The following is a 17,563-nucleotide window of genomic DNA, read 5'->3' on the forward strand; positions in this document are numbered from 1 at the left end:
GCACCGGGCTACGCGCGTCGGCCGCCCCGGCTCACACGGCGGTGACCTGGCTCAGATACGGCCCGAACTCGCTCTCCAGGACCAGGCGTCCGAGCTTGCGGTACTCCTGGGCGACCGCCGTCACCACCTGGCCCATGGCCAGCGGTTCGCCCGACGCGGCCGCGAAGTAGGCGGCCGTCACGGCGCAGGACCGGATCGAGCCTCCGGCCAGATCGAAGCGGTCGGCGCAGAAGCCGAGATCGAGGTCGCCGGCCCGGGGCAGCCGGTCGCCCAGGCACCGTTCCCACAGGGCCAGGCGCTGGGCGGCGTCGGGCACCGGGAAGTCCGCGATCACGTCGAGGCGGCGGGTGAACGCCTCGTCGAGGTTGGCCCGCAGATTGGTGGTGAGGATCGCGATGCCGTCGAAGGACTCCATCCGCTGGAGCAGGTAGGCCGACTCCATGTTGGCGTGCTTGTCGTGGGCGTCCTTCACCTCCGAGCGCTTGCCGAAGATCGCGTCGGCCTCGTCGAACAGCAGCACCGCGTTGACGGCCGACGCCTCGGTGAAGATGCGCTCCAGGTTCTTCTCGGTCTCGCCGACGTACTTGTCGACGACCGTGGACAGGTCCACCACGTACAGGTCCATGCCCAGGTCGGCCGCCACCACCTCGGCGGACATGGTCTTTCCGGTGCCGGAGGACCCGGCGAACAGCGCGATCACCCCGCGTCCGCGCCCGCCGCCGGGCCGCATGCCCCACTGGCCGAGCACCTGGTCGCGGTGGCGGGCGCGTACGGCGAGTTCACGCAGCCGGCGGTGGGTGGGATCGGGCAGCACCAGGTCGTCCCAGCCCACCGCGGGCTCCACCCGGCGGGCGAGGCGGGCGAGCCCCGCGCCGTTCTGGGCCCGTACGGCGATGCGCAGGCCGTCGGGGGTGAGCGGGCTCCCGTCGAGAGCGGCGGTGCGCACCGCGGTGTCGGCGGCGCGCCGCAGCTGCCCGGCGTCGAGGCGGTGCGCGGAGACGGATCGGGCGAGCGCGGGGGCGTCCACGTCCGTGCCGCGTCCTGCGGAAGCCCCCTCCAGCGCGTGCCGCCAGCGGGTGACGTGCCGGTCGGGGGTGGGGGCGGCCACCGTCAGGGTGACGGGGGTGTCGGCCGCCCAGGCGGGTTCCCAGCCGCTCGTTCCGTAGGTGAACAGGGGGATGCCGCGCAGCGCGGTGCACAGCGTGCGCAGGACGCGGGCCCGCTCGTCGGGCTTGTCGGGCAGCTCCTCCAGCGGCCCCAGCAGCACCCCGGCGCCCGTCAGGCGGGCCTCGCGGGCGGTGGTGCGGGCGATGGCGGTCACGGCGCGGGCCTGCTGGGCCAGCGCCGCCGTGTCCAGGGCCAGGGGACCCGGCCCGCACGCGTGCAGCGCGGCGGCCGCCAGGCCCTCGGGATCGCCACCGCGGGAGCGCAGGTGGACGTGGCGGGTGCCGCTGCCGGCCGCGGCGAGCGCCCGCCGCAGCTCGGCCGGGTCGACGGCCGGGTCCTCGTGGGCCCGGCCGAGCACATCGGCCAGCCCCGGATCGGGCGAGGCGTCGCCGAGCAGATGGGCGGTGACCCGGTCCGGGACGGCCAGCACCCTCGACAGGGGCGGCCGCTCCGGCTCGGTGACCTCCAGCAGACCGCCCGCGACGAGCGGCGCGGTGGGGGAGAGCCGCAACCGCGCGCTCGCCGATCCGGTGCGGCCGCACAGTTCGAGGGCGAGTCCGACGGTGGGCCGGCGGCGCGTCAGATCGTCGTTGAGGTAGCCGTAGAGCCGCTCGAAGCGGGCGTCCAGGTCCGGCGCGACGGCCACCAGGAGCAGGTCCACGTCGAGCGGTTCCAGGGCGAAGCGCGTGGCGAGCACGTCGAGCGGTGAGCCGGGCGGTGGCGCGGCCGGCGCGAGCGCGGACAGGGCGGAGCCGTGCGGTGCGTCCAGAAGGCGGGCGACCGCCTCGGGCGTGAGGTACTGGCCCCGGTAGGGGGCGTCCGGGTCGGGGTCGACGGCCCGCCGGAGCTCCACGGCCCGGCGCACCCGCTCCTCGACGAGCTGGAGCCGTGCCCACAGGTACGGCGTGGTGTCGGCCGGCGCCGCGGGCGCGGGGGCCGTCCGTACGGTCTGGGTCACGGCTGCCGTTCCCCCCGTCGGCGGCGCGCGGGAGCGCCCGGCCGTTCCCGGGATCCGCCGAAGCCCTCCGGTCCCGGCTCGCCGAGCTCGGTGTAGCGCAGCCGGCGGCCGCCCTCGGTCGTGTCCGGCGCGGTCTGCGATACGGAGTTCACGACGAGCCCCTCGGTGACCGGCGGGGCCGCGCCCCGGCTGATGCCGGCCAGCGGGGCCTTCACGCGCAGCCCGAGGGACGGTTTCAGGTTGCCGCCGAGCGCCGACCACACGTCGGAGGCGGCCGGTGCGTCCATGCCGGTGCCGCCCGCGTCCACGTCGACGAGCAGGCCGAGTTCGGCGAGCGTGCCGGTGAGCAGGTGCGGGGGCAGCGTGTCGGTGGTCACGAGGCGGGCGAGCACCTGGGAGAGGAGCCGGTGCTCGTCCTGCGGCCGGGTCGCCCATGCGGTGACCAGGTACGTCAGCTCGAACCAGCGCGGCGGGGTGCGGCGCGCGACGACGAACCCGTCCGCGTCGTACACCTCGCCCGCGCCGCTTCCGCGCCGGGTGTGGTCCTCGCGGATGTCGTAGAGGAACACGCAGACCGTGGGCGCGGTGCGGCGCGCCGCCCAGTCGCTCGTCGGGGCGTCGAAGACCACCTCGACGCCCGAGGCCTCCAGGCCGGACTCCGCCAGCAGCCGGCGCAGCCCTTCGTCGACTTCGTGGATCACCGGCGGGTCACCTCGTCGGGCGGCTGCACCGAGCCGTTGACCACGAGGAAGTCGGTCTGCACCGGCGAGAAGCCGGGGCCGCTCGCGATGATGACGCGGGGGCCCGTCTGGTCCTTGGCCAGGATCAGCAGCTGGCCGATGAAGGTGCCGTCGCGGCGGGGGACGGTCGGTGCCGCCGCCGCCGTGATGCCCGGCTTCCACGTGAACCGCACCGGGGCGCCGGGCGGGAAGTCCTCGCCGCGCACCGAGGTGACGAAGCCGGGCCTGCCGATCGGCGGCACGGCCACGATGCGCGGCTGGAGGATGCGCAGTTGCTGCTGGGCGGTGTTGTCACGGGGGTCGGCGTCCGTACCGGTCGTGGTCAGGGTGCCGGTCACCTGGGCGGTGAGCGCCTTGTCCGGGTTGAGGACGACCCGCAGGACGGTCCGTGCGCCCGGCGCCAGGTCCGGCAGGACGCACTCCCCGTTCTGGTCGCAGCCCGGCGGCGGACCGGCGCTCGGCACGCCCTGCGGGAGGCCGATGCGCAGCCGCAGGCCGGTGGCCAGGGCATTGCGGCCGTTGCGGACGGTGTAGGTGACGACGACGCGGCCGCCCACGTAGCCGGGGTTCGGCTGGGCCGTGATGCTCAGCCCGGGGCCGGCCGGGGGTGCGGGCGGCTCGGGCTGCGGCGGGGCGGTGGTCGGCGGGGCCGGGGTGGGCGTCGGCGGGGTGGGGGTCGGCTTCGGGGGTACGGGTGCTTCGCGCACCGGCACCACGGTCCGGCCGGAGTTGTCGCTCGGGCGGGGGTCGAGCACGGTGCCGGTGACCGACCAGTCCACCGGCTGGTCCCCGGGGGTGACGCCGGTGAGGGTGACGGTCACCGGGACGGTGGTGCCGGGGGGCACCACGCCCAGGGCGCAGGTCAGCGCGGCCGCGTCACAGGTGGCTCCGGGCGCGGTGAGCGCGGTGACGCTCACGCCGAGCGGGGGCGCGACGGTCAGCCGGGTACCGGGCGAGGCCGCCGGGCCCTGGTTGACGACGTCGACCCGGACGGTGGCGGAGCCGCCGACGGTGAGCGGCGCGGACTTCTCGGGTGCCCGCACGGCGAGGTCGACCGACTGCTGTACGCCGGGTTCCTTCTGACGGCCCGGCAGGCCGGTGACGAGCAGGCCGTGGTCGCCGGAGGCCACGTCCACCAGCTTCAGCTTCTCCGGGCTGTTGGGGGCCCGTGATCCGCGGGCGCTGAGCACCAGGCTCTTGCCGTCGGCGGTCCAGGCGGCGTCGCGGGGCTGGAACGGTCCCTTGGAGGTGGGCTCGGGCAGTTCCCGGCCGCAGGCCCCCGGCACGTCGCGGGCGGCGTCGGGCAGCAGGACCCGGCAGGCGCCGCCGCCGGCCGCGGAGGCGAGCAGGATGCCGCTGCGCTCGTCGACGCGGCCGCCGCCGTTCTTGCGGTTGAAGGCGATGGTGGCGCCGTCGGGCGAGAACGCCGGGCTGTCGTCGATGACTTCGCAGGCACCGGGGCAGAGGGTGGCGCTCAGGTCGCGCTGGCGGTCCAGGTGGTCCACGGGCACGGTCCAGATGTGCTTGTTGCCGCCGTTGCCCTTGATCACGAGGTTGCGGGTGAAGGCCAGGGTCGTGCCGTCGGAGGACCAGCTGGGCTGGGCGTCGCCGAGCCGGTCCCCGCCGCCGGGCGCGGTGATCTCGCCGCGGATCGCGCCGGTGGCGGCGTCCGCGATCAGGATGCGCGGGATGCCGGTGTCGCCGCCGGTGCCTCCGGGCGAGGTCCGGGTGAAGGCCAGGAGCCGGCCGTCGGGGGAGAACGTCGGGTCGGTGTCCCAGTCCTTGGGGCCGCGGCCCGCGAGCGGCAGGGCGGTGGCGTGGGTGCCGTCGGCGTCCGCGATCCAGATCCGTTCGATCCGGCCGGCCTCGGTGTCCTCGAAGCGGGTCAGCACGATCCGGCGCCCGTCGGGCGTGTAGTTCTGCCGCTCGGTCCACGGGTCGAACCCGGGCCCGGGCTGGAACAGCGGGTCCTTCGCGGGGTCGGTGTTGGTGTCGGCCGCCGGGTCCTCCTTGAGGATCGGCAGGTTGAGGTCGCGGGGGTCGGAGCCGTCCATCCGGGCGTCCTGCAGGGTCACCACGTGGGGTCGGGCCGCCGAGGTCCGCTCGACCACGACGCCGCCGCCGTTCAGCGGGCCGAGCCAGGTGGGCGGGCCGATCTCGCGGTCCTCGCTCAGCACCACCTGGGGGGCGTCCGCCGAGTGGGCGGGCGCCCGGAAGACGTGGTCCCAGTCGCCCTCGCAGTCGCAGGTGCGGTCCGGGCTGAGGAAGAGCACACCTTTCCCGTCGGGCAGCCAACCTGCCCCGTGGGTGCGCCAGTTCGCCTGGGCGCCCGCCAGCAGCGGTCCGTCGGTGCGCCCGTCGGTCCACCGCAGGCGGGGCCCGGCCGCCACGGTGGCGGTGTAGGCGATCACGTCCCGGTTGGCCTTGTCGTCCACCGGGTTCCACACCGGCTCGGTGGCCGTGCCGTTAACGGGGTCGGTGACGCGGGTGGCTGCGCCGCCGCGCAGGGGACGTACGTAGACCTGCCGCCCGGCGGCCCGGTCGCTGTCGGAGGAGTAGGCCAGACGGCCGCCCTCCGGCGAGACCGTGGGGTGCTCCTCGTTCGCGGGGGAGTCGGTCAGCCGGGTGAGTCCGGTGCCGTCGGTGCGCACCAGCCACAGGTCGCGCTGGGTGCCGCCGGATCCGGCGGACTGGGCGGAGTCGAACACGACGGCCCGGCCGTCCGGTGTCAGTCGGGGGTTCGCCGCGTCCAGGCCGCTGGTCAGGCGGCGCACCGAGCCGTCCGCGGAGCGCAGGTAGACCTGCGGGGTCCGCTCGTCCCGGCGGCCCGCGAAGACCAACTGGTCGCCCAGCGCGGCGGGCTGGGTGTCCAGGTGGGCCGGACCCTCGCCGAACAGCGGGGTGGTGGACGTGCCGGTCGCCACGCGGCCCAGGCTGCGGTGGCGCGTGCCGGCGTACACGACCCGGCCGTCACCGGCGTCGGCTGCCTGGGGGCGCGCCTCGGCGTCGCCCGGGCCGGTGGCCGCCGTCACCGCGAGGAGGGGGACCAGCAGCAGCAACGGCGCGCCGGTCCTCCCCCAGCGGCGTCGACGACTGTCTGAGCCACCCGTGCCCATCACGGTCCACCTCACAGTCCGGTACAGCAATTCACGTACGACCCCGCCACTTTGGTGCCCGGCGCGCGCGCCCGGCAGGGCCGCGGGGCCGTACCCGGGGGAAGCGCCCGGTGCGCTTTCGGGCAGCGGGGGTGGGGGCCGCCCGGGCAGGCGGACCGACGGCACCCGCCGCAGGGGCCTCCGTAGGGTCATATCAGCCCGTTGCGCAGGGCGTAGCCGACCGCATGGGTGCGATTGCGCAGGTTCAGCCGCGTGATGATCTCGTGCAGCACGTTCTTGACGGTCCGTTCGGAGTAGGAGGTCTTGCGTGCGATCTCCCCGGTGTCCAGGCCCTCCGAGACCAGGCGCAGCATGTCGACCTCGCGCGAGGTCAGGGTGGACAGGGACACGGCGTGCGGGTCGAGGGTCGAACGCTGCAGGCTGCCCACGTGGTCGAGGAGCTTCGCGAGCAGGTCGCCGGGCAGCACGCCCTCGCCGTTGGCTATCGCCAGGACCAGGCGCAGGAGCCGGTCCTGGTCGGCCTCGCCGCGTCGCAGCACCGCGGTGACCCCGCATTCGATGGCGCGCTGCAGGGCGTCCCCGGATTCGAAGGTGCCGACCACGAGCCCGGTGCGCGTGCTGGAGTCGTGCCGCAGCCGGTACAGCAGGGAGGCCGTCTCGTCGTCGACGCTGTCCACGGCGACGAGCGACACCTGCGCGCCGTCGGCGGCGTCGACGAGTTCGATCTCGGGGCGCTGGCGCAGCTGGTGGACGACCCCGACGTGCAGGATCGGGTCCGCTGCGTACACGGCCACGGTGACCCGTTTGCCGGCGTCGGACGAGGACAGGGGTCCGTTGTTCTCAAGCGGGGTCATGTGTACCTGTTCCAGGATGCATGTGTGGCGTTACAGACGGAGGGATGAGCAAGGCGAGCTCGGGCACGCGTAGTTGACGGGCGTCCGCAGGGGCATCGGGGTTGCCCGGGGCGTTGCCCCCGCGTCCGTGGAGGCGGCGGGGACGGCGGCGTAGCGTCGAGGTGTGATATCCCCAGCAGCCTCTTCAAGCCCTGGCGCGCCCGGCCTCGACATCCCGCCGGTGACCGTGACGCCGGGCGGTACCGCATCCACCAGCCTGACCGTCCGCAACGACAGCGACATCGTCGAGGCGTACCGCCTGGAGGTCGTCGGCGACTGCGCTGCCTGGACCACGGTGGAACCGGAGCGGGTGTCGCTCTACCCCGGCACCTCGGAGACGGTGACGATCCGGCTGGCGCCGCCCCGTTCACCACAGGTTCGGGCCGGAGACGTGCCGCTCGCCGTGCGCGTGCTGCCGACCGAGCAGCCCGAGGCCGTTCGGGTCCCCGAAACCACCGTGCACATCGAGGAATTCCGGGAACTGCGGGCTGAGAGCGCTCCCAGGCGGCGCCGCGGCTGGCTGCGAGGACGCTATCGACTGGCCGTGCGCAACGAGGGCAACTGCCCGGTGCGGCTGGGGTTCACGCCGGGGCAGGCGGGCGAGGAACTGAAGTTCGCCTTCACGCCCACGGAGCTGAAGCTGGAGCCGGGGGAGTCGGCGGAGGTGGTGCTGCGGGTCCGCACCGGCCGGCCCGTATGGTTCGGGACGCCGGTGACCTGGCCGTTCACCGTTGAGGTGGCCGAAACCGAAGCCGAAGCCGCGGCCGGTACCGGCGACGGTGGCGGTGACGCCAAGAACGCCAAGAACGCCAAGAACGGCAAGGACGGCAAGGACGCGAAGGACGCCAAGGACCGGCCCGAGCGGGAACCCGTCCGGGCCTCGCTGGACGCGGAGTTCGTCCAGATCCCGATCTTCCCGAAGTGGCTGCTCGCGGTCCTGGCCGCGCTGCTCGCGCTGCTGCTCGCCTGGTTCCTGCTGGTGCGTCCCGCCGTGCGCAGTACGGCCAAGGAGGCCGCCGAGGAGGCGCAGAAGAAGCCGGCGCCCAGTGCGGACCTGAACGGGCAGACCCCGGTGACCGGCGACGGCAAGCAGCCGGGCGGCGGCAAGGGCACCGGCACCCAGCCCGGTGCGGGCGGCGGCGGCCAGGGAGGCGCCACCGGCGGTGGCACGGGGGGCGGCGGTACCGGGATCGGCGGGCAGCAGAGCTCGGCCACCATCGACCTGCAGACGGGCGGCGGGCAGAGCAAGACCGGTACCTACACGGTGCCCGCCGGCAAGGCCTTCGGAATCACGGACATCGTTGTCGCCAACTTCCAGGGCGACGAAGGTGTGGTGACCATCGACTTCGGCGACCGAAAGATCACAACGATCGCACTGGAGACATTCCGCAACCAGGACTACCACTGGGTCACCCCCATCAGCATCACCGAGAGCCAGACTGTGACCGTGCAGGTGACCTGTGCGAAGCCAGGAACGCCGGCCACCGGCCGTCAGGCGCAGGAGTGCCACGAGGTGCTCAACGTGAGCGGCGTACTGAGCGACCTCCGGTGACCCGAGCGGCACGGACATAGTCGGTCAGGTTGCACGCCGGGGCAAAGAGGGCCTTTGCCCCGGCGTCCGGAAATAGCTACTCCCGAGTATCGATCGGGTGTTCCCCACGCAACCGCACACTTTCGTTTCGGCAGTGCGTGGCACGGGTAACCCCCGGTAGCCACGGCCCCTGTTGACGCACCGCCAAAAATGGCTTGAATCGGTCTCTCTCTTTTGGCCCGGTCCCTGCATGGGGGCCTTCACCGGCAGCCCGGATTCCGGGTCCGCCGACGCCGAGCCGGCACTCCGTCTCCTCGCACAGAGGCGCGTCGAGAGCCGCCCCGGATACCGGAGCGCGCCTGGTGCGGGGTCGCCCGCCGGACCGCGGCGTCCTCTTTGCCTGCCTCGAGGGCCTCGCCGGCCTCGGCCGCCGCCTGCCGCGGGCGGGAACTCGTGTGGGATGTGTCTCTCGGGAGGTGCGGCGGGACGCGCTCCTGCCTACCCGTGCGATCGCCCGTGCGGGACGAGCCTGCGGGCGCGCCCGGGGGCAGAACCTCCCCGATCCGGGGACGCCCGGACCCGGCCGCTCCTCGCCGGAGCTCCTGTCAGGGCCAGACCAGGCAGTACGGCTGGTGGCCGGCCTCATGGAGGCGGTGGCTGAAATCCTGCCACTCGTGGAGCAGCTGGTAGACGTTGAAGGCGTCACTGGGGCCGCCGCGGTCCGGCACCGTGGACCAGATGAAGGCCGCCGCGCCCACCGATTCCTCGCCGATCCCGCGCAGCGGGTCGACCACGGTCATCGGGAGCTTGACCACCGCGTAATCGGGGTGGAGGACGACCAGCTCCAGCGGGGGCACCTTGTGCAGGGGTATGCCTTCGATGCCGGTCAGGACCATCGCGGCCACCGTCTCCGGCTTGATCTTGGTGAAGAGGCCGCCCATGCCGAGCTCGTCGCCGCCGAGCTCCTCCGGCCGCATCGTGACCGGGACCCGGGCCGCCGTGGCGCCGTCGGGGGCGCCGAAGTACTTGTACGTCACTCCCATGCCGCGGCCCTTGGGCAGGTCGTCGGACGGGCTCGTGGGCACGGGGACGGCGTCGGCCGCCTCCGTCCCGCGGCGGCGGTGCTTGCCCCGGCGGCGGGCCTCGCGGGCGCGCTGCGGATCGAGGCCGTCCGTTCCCTCGCCCGGTCCACCACCGCGTTGCATATCTCCACCCGACTGGTCTTGCTTGCCACGGCCCCGCGGCCCCCGCCACGCAGCCTGATCATCATGGCAGTGACCTCCCCCGCGGCGACGCGGTGAAACGCCCGTCCGCAAGTCTGTCGCGGCCTCTGAGACCATGGCTGGTGTGAGCTACCCGTACCCGTATGAAGCCCCAGTTTCGCAGACGCTCTTCGAGCGCGCCTCCCTCGTGACCCCGGGCGGCGTGAACTCTCCCGTCCGCGCCTTCCGCGCCGTGGGCGGTACGCCCCGGTTCATGGTGTCCGGGACCGGTCCGTACCTCACCGATGCCGACGGTCGTGAGTATGTCGACCTCGTGTGCTCGTGGGGACCGATGATCCTCGGCCATTCGCACCCCGATGTGATCGAGGCCGTCCAGGCCGCCGTCGCCCGTGGTACGTCCTTCGGTACGCCCGGTGAGGGCGAGGTGGCGCTGGCCGAGGAGATCGTCGCGCGCATCGAACCGGTGGAGCAGGTCCGCCTGGTCTCCTCCGGCACCGAGGCGACCATGTCGGCGATCCGGCTGGCACGCGGCTTCACCGGTCGCGCCAAGGTCGTGAAGTTCGCCGGCTGCTACCACGGTCACGTGGACGCGCTGCTGGCCGCCGCCGGTTCCGGTCTGGCGACCTTCGCGCTGCCGGACACCCCCGGTGTGACGGGCGCGCAGGCCGGCGACACGATCGTCCTCCCCTACAACGACCTCGAAGCGGTGCGGGCGGCGTTCGCCGCGCACCCCGGTGAGATCGCGTGCCTGATCACCGAGGCGGCGCCCGGCAACATGGGTGTGGTCACCCCCGCCGAGGGCTTCAACCAGGGACTCGCGGACCTCTGCCGTGAGAACGGCGCGCTCTACATCTCCGACGAGGTCATGACGGGCTTCCGTACCTCCCGCGCCGGCTGGTACGGCATCGACGGGGTGCGGCCCGACCTGATGACCTTCGGCAAGGTCATGGGCGGCGGCTTCCCCGCCGCGGCCTTCGGCGGCCGCGCCGACATCATGGGCCACCTGGCCCCGGCCGGTCCCGTCTACCAGGCCGGCACGCTCTCCGGTAACCCGATCGCCACCGCCGCCGGTCTCGCGCAGCTACGGCTGCTCGACGCGGCCGCGTACGAGAAGGTCGACGCGGTCTCCCGGGAGATCCAGGGCCTGGTCACCGGCGCGCTCGCCAAGGAGGGCGTGGCGCACAGGCTGCAGACCGCGTCCAACATGTTCTCCGTCTTCTTCACCGAGGACGAGGTGCGCAACTACGACGACGCGAAGAAGCAGGAGAGCTTCCGCTTCAACGGGTTCTTCCACTCGATGCTGGCTCAGGGCGTCTATCTGCCGCCGTCCGCCTTCGAGTCCTGGTTCGTGTCCACCGCCCACGACGAGAAGGCGATCGAGCGCATCGCGGCCGCACTGCCGGCCGCCGCCCGAGCCGCCGCGGAGGCCACCGCATGAGCAGCAGCGCCACGCCCGCCACCCCCGAGATCACCGTCGTGCACCTGGTGCGCCACGGTGAGGTGCACAACCCCGACGGCGTGCTCTACGGGCGCCGTGACGGATACCACCTCTCCGAGTTGGGCCGGCAGATGGCGGACCGGGTCGCCGAGCACCTCAAGGGCCGCGACATCGCCTACGTGGTGTCCTCCCCGCTGGAGCGGGCGCAGGAGACGGCGGAGCCGATCGCCAAGGTCCACGGCCTGGACCTGGCGACCGACGGGCGGCTGCTGGAGGCGGAGAACGTCTTCGAGGGCAAGACCTTCGGTGTCGGTGACGGCGCGCTGCGCAAGCCCGGCAACTGGAAGCACCTGACGAACCCGTTCAAGCCGTCCTGGGGCGAGCCGTACGTCGAGCAGGTGGTCCGGATGATGAGCGCGCTGGAGGCGGCGCGCGACGCGGCCCGTGGCCGTGAGGCGGTGGCGGTCAGTCACCAGCTGCCGATCTGGATCGTGCGCAGCTTCGCGGAGAAGCGCCGGCTGTGGCACGACCCGCGGCGCCGGCAGTGCACGCTCGCCTCGATGACGTCCTTCACCTTCCAGGGCGACAAGCTCGTCTCGGTGGGCTACAGCGAGCCGGCCCGGGACCTGGTCCCGGCCCATCTGCTGGCCGGGGCCAAGCCGGTGAAGGGCAAGTCGAAGGCGTTCGGCGCCTGATCCGGGCCTGATCCGGACGTGATCCAGGCCTGATCGGCGGACTGTTACAGGCCGTTACGGTTCTCCCCAACTAAATACAAGACGCGCGGGAATCACCGTGTCAGCTCGCATACCAGATCTGATTGTCCGTTTATATGGACTTCGGTCGGTATGGGTGATCGACAGTGGGGACGGTGACATGCGCGACATCAGGGGAGTCAGTCGGAGGGGGTTGCTGGGACTGGGACTCGGTGCGGCCGCCGCGGGTATCGCGGGTTGCGGCTCATCGGGCGAACCGGGTCCCGGCGCTCCCGGACCCGTCAAGAATCCGAAGCCCGGCCGGAAGCCGGAGTCCAGGCCCATCGGTGACGGTTCCACCTCCGACACCGGCCCGCAGCCCAATCAGCCGGACGCGCCCGTGCCGCTCCAGCCGGGCGAGACCCCGCCGCAGTTCGTCGTCTTCAGCTGGGACGGCGCGGGGGAGATCGGCAACGGCCTCTTCCCGCGCTTCCTCAAGCTCGCCAAGGACCACGGCGCGGCCATGACCTTCTTCCTCTCCGGCATCTACCTGCTGCCCGAGTCGAAGCAGCACCTCTACCGGCCGCCGAACAACCCCGTCGGGGCCTCGGACATCGGCTACCTCAAGGACGAGAACGTCCGCTCCACCCTCAAGTACGTCCGCGAGGCCTGGCTCGACGGGCACGAGATAGGGACCCACTTCAACGGCCACTTCTGCGGCGGATCCGGCTCGGTCGCCCGGTGGACCCAGGAGGACTGGCAGAGCGAGATCGACCAGGCCGTGTCGTTCGTCACCAACTGGCGCACGAACACCGGCTTCACCGACCTCGAACCCCTGCCCTTCGACTACGCCAGGGAACTCAAGGGCGCCCGCACCCCCTGCCTGCTCGGCCGGGACAGCCTGCTGCCGACGGCCCAGCGGCTGGGCTGGCGCTACGACTCCAGCTCGCCCGGCGGACTCCAGGTCTGGCCGGAGCGCAGGTCGGGCATCTGGGACCTGCCGCTGCAGTCCCTGCCCTTCCCGGGGCATTCCTTCGAGGTCCTCTCGATGGACTACAACATCCTCGCCAACCAGTCGAAGAACAGCACGAGGGGGCTGCCCGCCAACTACCCGGGCTGGCGGGCCCAGGCCACGGCCACCTACCTCGGCGGCTTCCGGCGGGCCTACGAGACCAACCGCGCTCCCCTCTTCATCGGCAACCACTTCGAGGAGTGGAACGGCGGCATCTATATGGACGCCGTCGAGGAAGCCCTCAAGGGCATGGCGGACAAAAGGGATGTACGCCTCGTATCATTCCGGCAGTTCGCCGACTGGCTGGAGGTCCAGGACCCCAAGATGCTCGCCAGGCTCCGGGGTCTCGGCCCGGGCCAGGCCCCGGCCGGCGGCTGGAGCGCGTACCTGGCCGCAAGCTGACGGTTCCGCGGAGTATCGCCTGACCAGGGCATTGACATCCCTCCGGGGGGCGCGCAAGATCCGCGAATTGCTCATGCGAAACTTTTCACATGAGCCCTAGCCGCGCCCCCCGCCGCCGCCGCTCGACCGGCGGCCGTGCCACCCTGCTGACCGCGGTGACCCTCGCGGGCGCCCTCACGCTGTCGGCATGCTCGGGTTCCGACGGCGGCAAGGCTGCCGGCGGGTCGGGCGGAAACTACGTCACGGGCGCGAGCGGCATCTCCACCGTCTCCGCGGCGGAGCGCACCGCGGCCCCCAAGCTCGACGGCGAGACGGTCGACGGCGGAACGCTCGACACCACTGCCCTCAAGGGCAAGGTCGTCGTCCTGAACGTGTGGGGCTCCTGGTGCCCGCCCTGCCGGGCCGAGGCCCCCAGCTTCGCGAAGGTGTCCAAGGAGCTCGCCGACGCCGGCAAGGACGTCGCCTTCGTGGGCATCAACACCCGCGACAACAGCAAGCGGAACGCGACCGCGTTCGAGGAGAGCTTCGGGATCACCTACCCGAGCCTCTTCGACCCCGCCGGCAAGCTGATGCTCCGCTTCCCCAAGGGCACGCTCAACCCGAACGCCATCCCCTCCACGATCGTCCTCGACAAGGAGGGCAGGATCGCCGCCCGCACCCTGGTCGCGGTCACGGAGGAACAGCTGCGATCGATGATCGACCCGCTCCTCGCGGAGCAGTGACGCTGTGGTCGAGCACATCCTCGCCGCGGAAGTCACGGGCGTGAACGAGACGGTCCTGAACGGGGCGCTGCTTCTGGCGCTGCCGATCTCGCTGCTCGCGGGCCTCGTCTCGTTCTTCTCGCCCTGCGTGCTGCCCCTGGTCCCCGGCTACCTCTCCTACGTGACCGGCGTCAGCGGCGCCGACCTCGCCGAGGCCCGCCGGGGCCGGATGCTGGCGGGCGCGAGCCTGTTCATCGCCGGCTTCACGGCCGTCTTCGTCTCCACCGGCGCGCTCTTCGGCTACTTCGGCGCCGAGCTCCAGGAGAACAAGGAGATCATCTCCCGGGTCCTGGGCGGTCTGGTGATCGTGCTCGGCCTCTTCTTCATGGGGGCGATCCCGGGTCTGACGATGCGGGAGTTCCGCTTCCACAAGAAGCCGACGGCCGGCCTGGTCGGCGCGCCGCTGCTCGGGGTGCTCTTCGGCGTCGGCTGGACCCCCTGCATGGGACCGACCCTCGCCGCCGTCAACACCCTCTCCATCGACCAGGCGAGCGCCGGCCGGGGCGCGCTGCTGACGGTCGTCTACTGCCTGGGGCTCGGCCTGCCGTTCATCGCCGCCGCGATCGCCTTCCGCAAGGCACTCGGTGCGTTCGGCTGGGTGAAGAAGCACTATGCATGGGTGATGCGCATCGGTGGCGGCATGCTGATCCTCACCGGTCTGCTGCTCGTCACAGGTTTGTGGGACAGCATCATCAGCGACATGCAGAGCTGGACCCAAAGCTTCACGGTGGGGATCTGAGGACTAAAGGCACATGAGTACGACAGACAAAGCGAGCTCCGACACGTCCGCCGCGGCGGACCCCACCGACGCCGCGGCAGGTGCCCAGCTCTCCACCGCGCCGCTGGAGGACAGCCCGAGCGGGCCGGCCGTCGGCATCGGCGTGATCGGCTGGGTCCGCTGGTTCTGGCGCCAGCTCACCTCCATGCGGGTGGCGCTGATCCTGCTCTTCCTGCTGTCCCTGGGCGCCATCCCCGGCTCCCTCGTCCCGCAGAGCAACGTCGACCCGATGAAGGTCGTCGAATGGAAGCGGGCGAACGGCTCGTACGTGGGCGTCGCCGAGGCCCTCCAGCTCTTCGACGTCTACAGCTCGGTGTGGTTCTCCGCGATCTACCTGCTGCTCTTCATCTCGCTCATCGGCTGCATCGTGCCGCGCTCCTGGCAGTTCGTCGGCCAGCTCCGCGGCCGTCCGCCGGGCGCGCCCCGCCGTCTGGACCGGCTCCCCGCCCACACCACCTGGCGCACCATGAAGACCCCGGACGAGGTCCTCGCGTCCGCGAGGGAGGTGCTGCGCGGCAGCCGCTTCCGTACCGAGGACGGCACGGGCCACGTCGCGGCGGAGAAGGGCTACCTCCGCGAGGCCGGGAACCTGATCTTCCACGTCGCGCTGATCGTGATGCTGGTCGCCTTCGCCTGGGGCCAGTACTTCAAGTCCGAGGGCGGCAAGCTGGTCCTGCGCGGCAGCGGCTTCTCCAACACGCTCACCCAGTACGACGACTTCAAGTCAGGCGCCCTCTTCGACCCGGACGACCTGCCGCCCTTCAGCTTCACGCTGGACCGCTTCGACGCGACGTACGAGATGACGGGCCCGCAGCGGGGCACCCCGCGCGACTTCAAGGCGTACGTCACCTTCTCGGACGGCGCCCACGGTGCGCCCCAGAAGCGTGAGATCCAGGTCAACGAGCCCCTCGAGGTCGACGGCTCCAAGGTGTACCTGCTGGGCCACGGCTACGCGCCGATCGTCTCGGTGACCGACCCCACCGGCAAGGTGATCTTCAAGGACGCCGTGCCGATGCTCCCGCAGGACGCCAACCTCACCTCCACCGGAGCCGTCAAGGTCACCGACGGCTACAAGGACAAGGACGGCAAGAAGGACCAGCTCGGCTTCAACGCCGTCTTCGTGCCGAGCTTCGCCGGCGAGGGCATGGGCACGATGTTCTCGCAGTTCCCCGCCCTCCTGAACCCGCAGCTCATGCTCAACGCCTTCCACGGCAGCCTCGGCGTGGACTCGGGGCTGCCGCAGAACGTCTACCGGCTCGAAACCGCGAAGCTGGAGCCCTTCAAGGACGAGTCGGGCCAGCAGTTCAAGCAGAAGCTGGCGCTCGGCGACACGATGACCCTGCCGAACGGGGCGGGCACCGTGAAGTTCGAGGGCATCGAGCGGTGGGCCACCTTCTCCGTCACCCACCAGCCCGGCAGCGGCCTCGCCCTCGCGGGCGCGATCGCCGCCATCGCGGGCCTGGCAGGATCGCTGTTCATCCAGCGCCGCCGGATCTGGGTCCGCGCGGTGACCGGCAAGGACGGAGTGACCGTCGTCGAGATGGCGGGTCTGGGCCGCAGCGAGTCCACCAGGCTCCCCCAGGAACTGGCGGAGCTCGCCGCCACGCTGCACCGGCAGGCGCCGAGCGCTCCTGCCGCATTGGCCGAAACACGTGTTGAAGAAACCCCTGAAGGAGAGCGCGGATGACGCCGCTCGCAGCCGCAGCCAACGAGAATCTGGCTGAGATCAGCAACTACCTGATCTATTCGTCGATGGCGGTCTACATGCTCGCCTTCTTCGCGCACATCGCCGAGTGGACCTTCGGCAGCCGCAGCAAGGTGGCCCGTACGGCCGCCGCGCTGACCGCCGCCAAGGAGGCCGGAGCGGCCGGGACGGCCGCGGCCGCCCCCGCCGTGCAGGTCCGCGGCAAGGCCGGCGCCACCGCCGTCCTCGACCAGCCCAAGGTCACCACCCGCTCCGCCGCCGGCATCCGCGACGTACCGGACGGCCCGGGCGCCGCCGGCGGCACCGTGCAGGGCGACCTGTACGGGCGGATCGCGGTCTCGCTGACCGCGCTCGCCTTCCTCATCGAGGCGGCCGGGGTCGTCGCCCGCGCCATGTCCGTGCAGCGGGCCCCCTGGGGCAACATGTACGAGTTCTCGATCACCTTCTCCACGGTGGCCGTCGGTGCGTACCTGGTGCTCCTCGCCCTGAAGAAGAACATCCGCTGGCTCGGCCTGATCCTGGTCACCACCGTCCTGCTGGACCTCGGCATCGCGGTCACCTGGCTCTACACCGACAGCGACCAGCTGGTCCCGGCCCTGCACTCGTACTGGCTGTGGATCCACGTCTCCACCGCGATCTTCTGCGGCGCCGTCTTCTACATCGGCGCCGCCGGCGCGGTCCTCTACCTCTTCCGGGACTCCTACGAGAGCCAGCTGGAGGCGGGCCGCACGCCGGGCAGGTTCCGCAGTTCGGTACTGGAGCGGCTGCCCTCGGCGGCCTCCCTCGACAAGTTCTCGTACCGCATCAACGCGGCCGTCTTCCCGCTGTGGACCTTCACGATCATCGCGGGCGCGATCTGGGCGGGCGACGCCTGGGGCCGCTACTGGGGCTGGGACCCCAAGGAGGTCTGGTCCTTCGTGACCTGGGTGGCGTACGCCTGCTACCTGCACGCCCGCGCCACCGCCGGCTGGAAGGGCCGCAAGGCCGCGTACCTCGCGCTCTTCGCCTTCGCCTGCTGGATCTGGAACTACTACGGCGTGAACATCCTGCTCAGCGGCAAGCACTCGTACGCCGGCGTCTGACCGGCGGAAGCGGTACGCCGGTGGCACGGCCCTCGTGAGCCGTGCCACCGGCGAGCAACCGGGCC

Annotated in this window: 13 protein-coding genes; 8 read left to right on the forward strand and 5 right to left on the reverse strand. The window is 72.1% G+C overall.

Features of this window, described 5'->3' with window-relative positions:
• Positions 1-31 precede the first annotated feature (31 nt).
• The 4 genes from ACIQZO_RS06590 to ACIQZO_RS06605 form a co-directional block, all read right to left on the reverse strand.
• Positions 32-2,125 (reverse strand): ATP-binding protein, encoded by a 2,094-nt coding sequence (locus ACIQZO_RS06590; RefSeq protein WP_403621117.1) that lies wholly within the window; start codon positions 2,123-2,125, stop codon positions 32-34.
• Complete coding sequence (locus ACIQZO_RS06595) at positions 2,122-2,826, reverse strand: DUF4255 domain-containing protein (protein ID WP_403621120.1); 705 nt, start codon at positions 2,824-2,826, stop codon at positions 2,122-2,124. The genes ACIQZO_RS06590 and ACIQZO_RS06595 overlap by 4 nt, the downstream gene beginning before the upstream one ends.
• A complete protein-coding gene (locus ACIQZO_RS06600; protein WP_403621123.1) occupies positions 2,823-5,981 on the reverse strand; it encodes a hypothetical protein in 3,159 nt (1,052 codons plus the stop codon). The genes ACIQZO_RS06595 and ACIQZO_RS06600 overlap by 4 nt, the downstream gene beginning before the upstream one ends.
• A gap of 188 nt (positions 5,982-6,169) precedes the next feature.
• On the reverse strand, positions 6,170-6,835 hold the full coding sequence (locus tag ACIQZO_RS06605; protein ID WP_403621125.1) for a LuxR C-terminal-related transcriptional regulator: 666 nt from the start codon (positions 6,833-6,835) through the stop codon (positions 6,170-6,172).
• A gap of 163 nt (positions 6,836-6,998) precedes the next feature.
• On the opposite strand from ACIQZO_RS06605, the gene ACIQZO_RS06610 reads away from it, so the two are divergent.
• Complete coding sequence (locus ACIQZO_RS06610; RefSeq protein ID WP_403621128.1) at positions 6,999-8,426, forward strand: hydrolytic protein; 1,428 nt, start codon at positions 6,999-7,001, stop codon at positions 8,424-8,426.
• A gap of 584 nt (positions 8,427-9,010) precedes the next feature.
• Here the strand turns inward: ACIQZO_RS06610 and ACIQZO_RS06615 are convergent.
• Positions 9,011-9,610, reverse strand: a complete 600-nt coding sequence (locus ACIQZO_RS06615) for a hypothetical protein (RefSeq protein WP_078851388.1) — start codon at positions 9,608-9,610, stop codon at positions 9,011-9,013.
• A gap of 133 nt (positions 9,611-9,743) precedes the next feature.
• On the opposite strand from ACIQZO_RS06615, the gene hemL reads away from it, so the two are divergent.
• The 7 genes from hemL (at position 9,744) to ccsB (ending at position 17,498) form a co-directional block, all read left to right on the forward strand.
• Positions 9,744-11,066: a glutamate-1-semialdehyde 2,1-aminomutase gene (gene hemL, locus ACIQZO_RS06620; protein WP_403621131.1), complete on the forward strand. Its 1,323-nt coding sequence runs from the start codon at positions 9,744-9,746 to the stop codon at positions 11,064-11,066.
• Entirely contained in the window at positions 11,063-11,761 is a 699-nt protein-coding gene (locus ACIQZO_RS06625) for a histidine phosphatase family protein (protein WP_403621134.1), read from the forward strand. Before hemL ends, ACIQZO_RS06625 begins: the two co-directional genes overlap by 4 nt.
• Before the next feature lie 187 nt (positions 11,762-11,948).
• The gene (locus ACIQZO_RS06630; RefSeq protein ID WP_403622090.1) at positions 11,949-13,172 is read left to right on the forward strand and encodes a hypothetical protein; all 1,224 of its coding nucleotides are present in this window, start codon (positions 11,949-11,951) and stop codon (positions 13,170-13,172) included.
• Positions 13,173-13,261: 89 nt separating this feature from the next.
• Positions 13,262-13,894 (forward strand): TlpA family protein disulfide reductase, encoded by a 633-nt coding sequence (locus ACIQZO_RS06635; RefSeq protein ID WP_403621137.1) that lies wholly within the window; start codon positions 13,262-13,264, stop codon positions 13,892-13,894.
• 4 nt (positions 13,895-13,898) lie between these two features.
• Positions 13,899-14,672 carry a cytochrome c biogenesis CcdA family protein gene (locus ACIQZO_RS06640; RefSeq protein WP_403621140.1) on the forward strand — a complete coding sequence of 258 codons (774 nt, stop codon included), beginning with the start codon at positions 13,899-13,901 and terminating at the stop codon, positions 14,670-14,672.
• A 13-nt stretch (positions 14,673-14,685) separates the two neighbouring features.
• On the forward strand, positions 14,686-16,398 hold the full coding sequence (locus ACIQZO_RS06645; RefSeq protein ID WP_403621143.1) for a cytochrome c biogenesis protein ResB: 1,713 nt from the start codon (positions 14,686-14,688) through the stop codon (positions 16,396-16,398).
• A complete protein-coding gene (ccsB, locus tag ACIQZO_RS06650; protein ID WP_403621146.1) occupies positions 16,395-17,498 on the forward strand; it encodes a c-type cytochrome biogenesis protein CcsB in 1,104 nt (367 codons plus the stop codon). Before ACIQZO_RS06645 ends, ccsB begins: the two co-directional genes overlap by 4 nt.
• Positions 17,499-17,563 lie beyond the last annotated feature (65 nt).

The organism is Streptomyces sp. NPDC097617 (assembly GCF_044761485.1).
Lineage (GTDB): Bacteria > Actinomycetota > Actinomycetes > Streptomycetales > Streptomycetaceae > Streptomyces.

Excerpts from the sequence above, each read along its gene's own strand:
- hemL (WP_403621131.1), top strand. The coding sequence starts at position 9,744 with ATGGCTGGTGTGAGCTACCCGTACCCGTATGAAGCCCCAGTTTCGCAG.
- ACIQZO_RS06600 (WP_403621123.1), bottom strand. The coding sequence starts at position 5,981 with ATGGGCACGGGTGGCTCAGACAGTCGTCGACGCCGCTGGGGGAGGACC.
- ccsB (WP_403621146.1), top strand. The coding sequence starts at position 16,395 with ATGACGCCGCTCGCAGCCGCAGCCAACGAGAATCTGGCTGAGATCAGC.
- ACIQZO_RS06645 (WP_403621143.1), top strand. The coding sequence starts at position 14,686 with ATGAGTACGACAGACAAAGCGAGCTCCGACACGTCCGCCGCGGCGGAC.
- ACIQZO_RS06615 (WP_078851388.1), bottom strand. The coding sequence starts at position 9,610 with ATGCAACGCGGTGGTGGACCGGGCGAGGGAACGGACGGCCTCGATCCG.
- ACIQZO_RS06605 (WP_403621125.1), bottom strand. The coding sequence starts at position 6,835 with ATGACCCCGCTTGAGAACAACGGACCCCTGTCCTCGTCCGACGCCGGC.
- ACIQZO_RS06635 (WP_403621137.1), top strand. The coding sequence starts at position 13,262 with ATGAGCCCTAGCCGCGCCCCCCGCCGCCGCCGCTCGACCGGCGGCCGT.
- ACIQZO_RS06625 (WP_403621134.1), top strand. The coding sequence starts at position 11,063 with ATGAGCAGCAGCGCCACGCCCGCCACCCCCGAGATCACCGTCGTGCAC.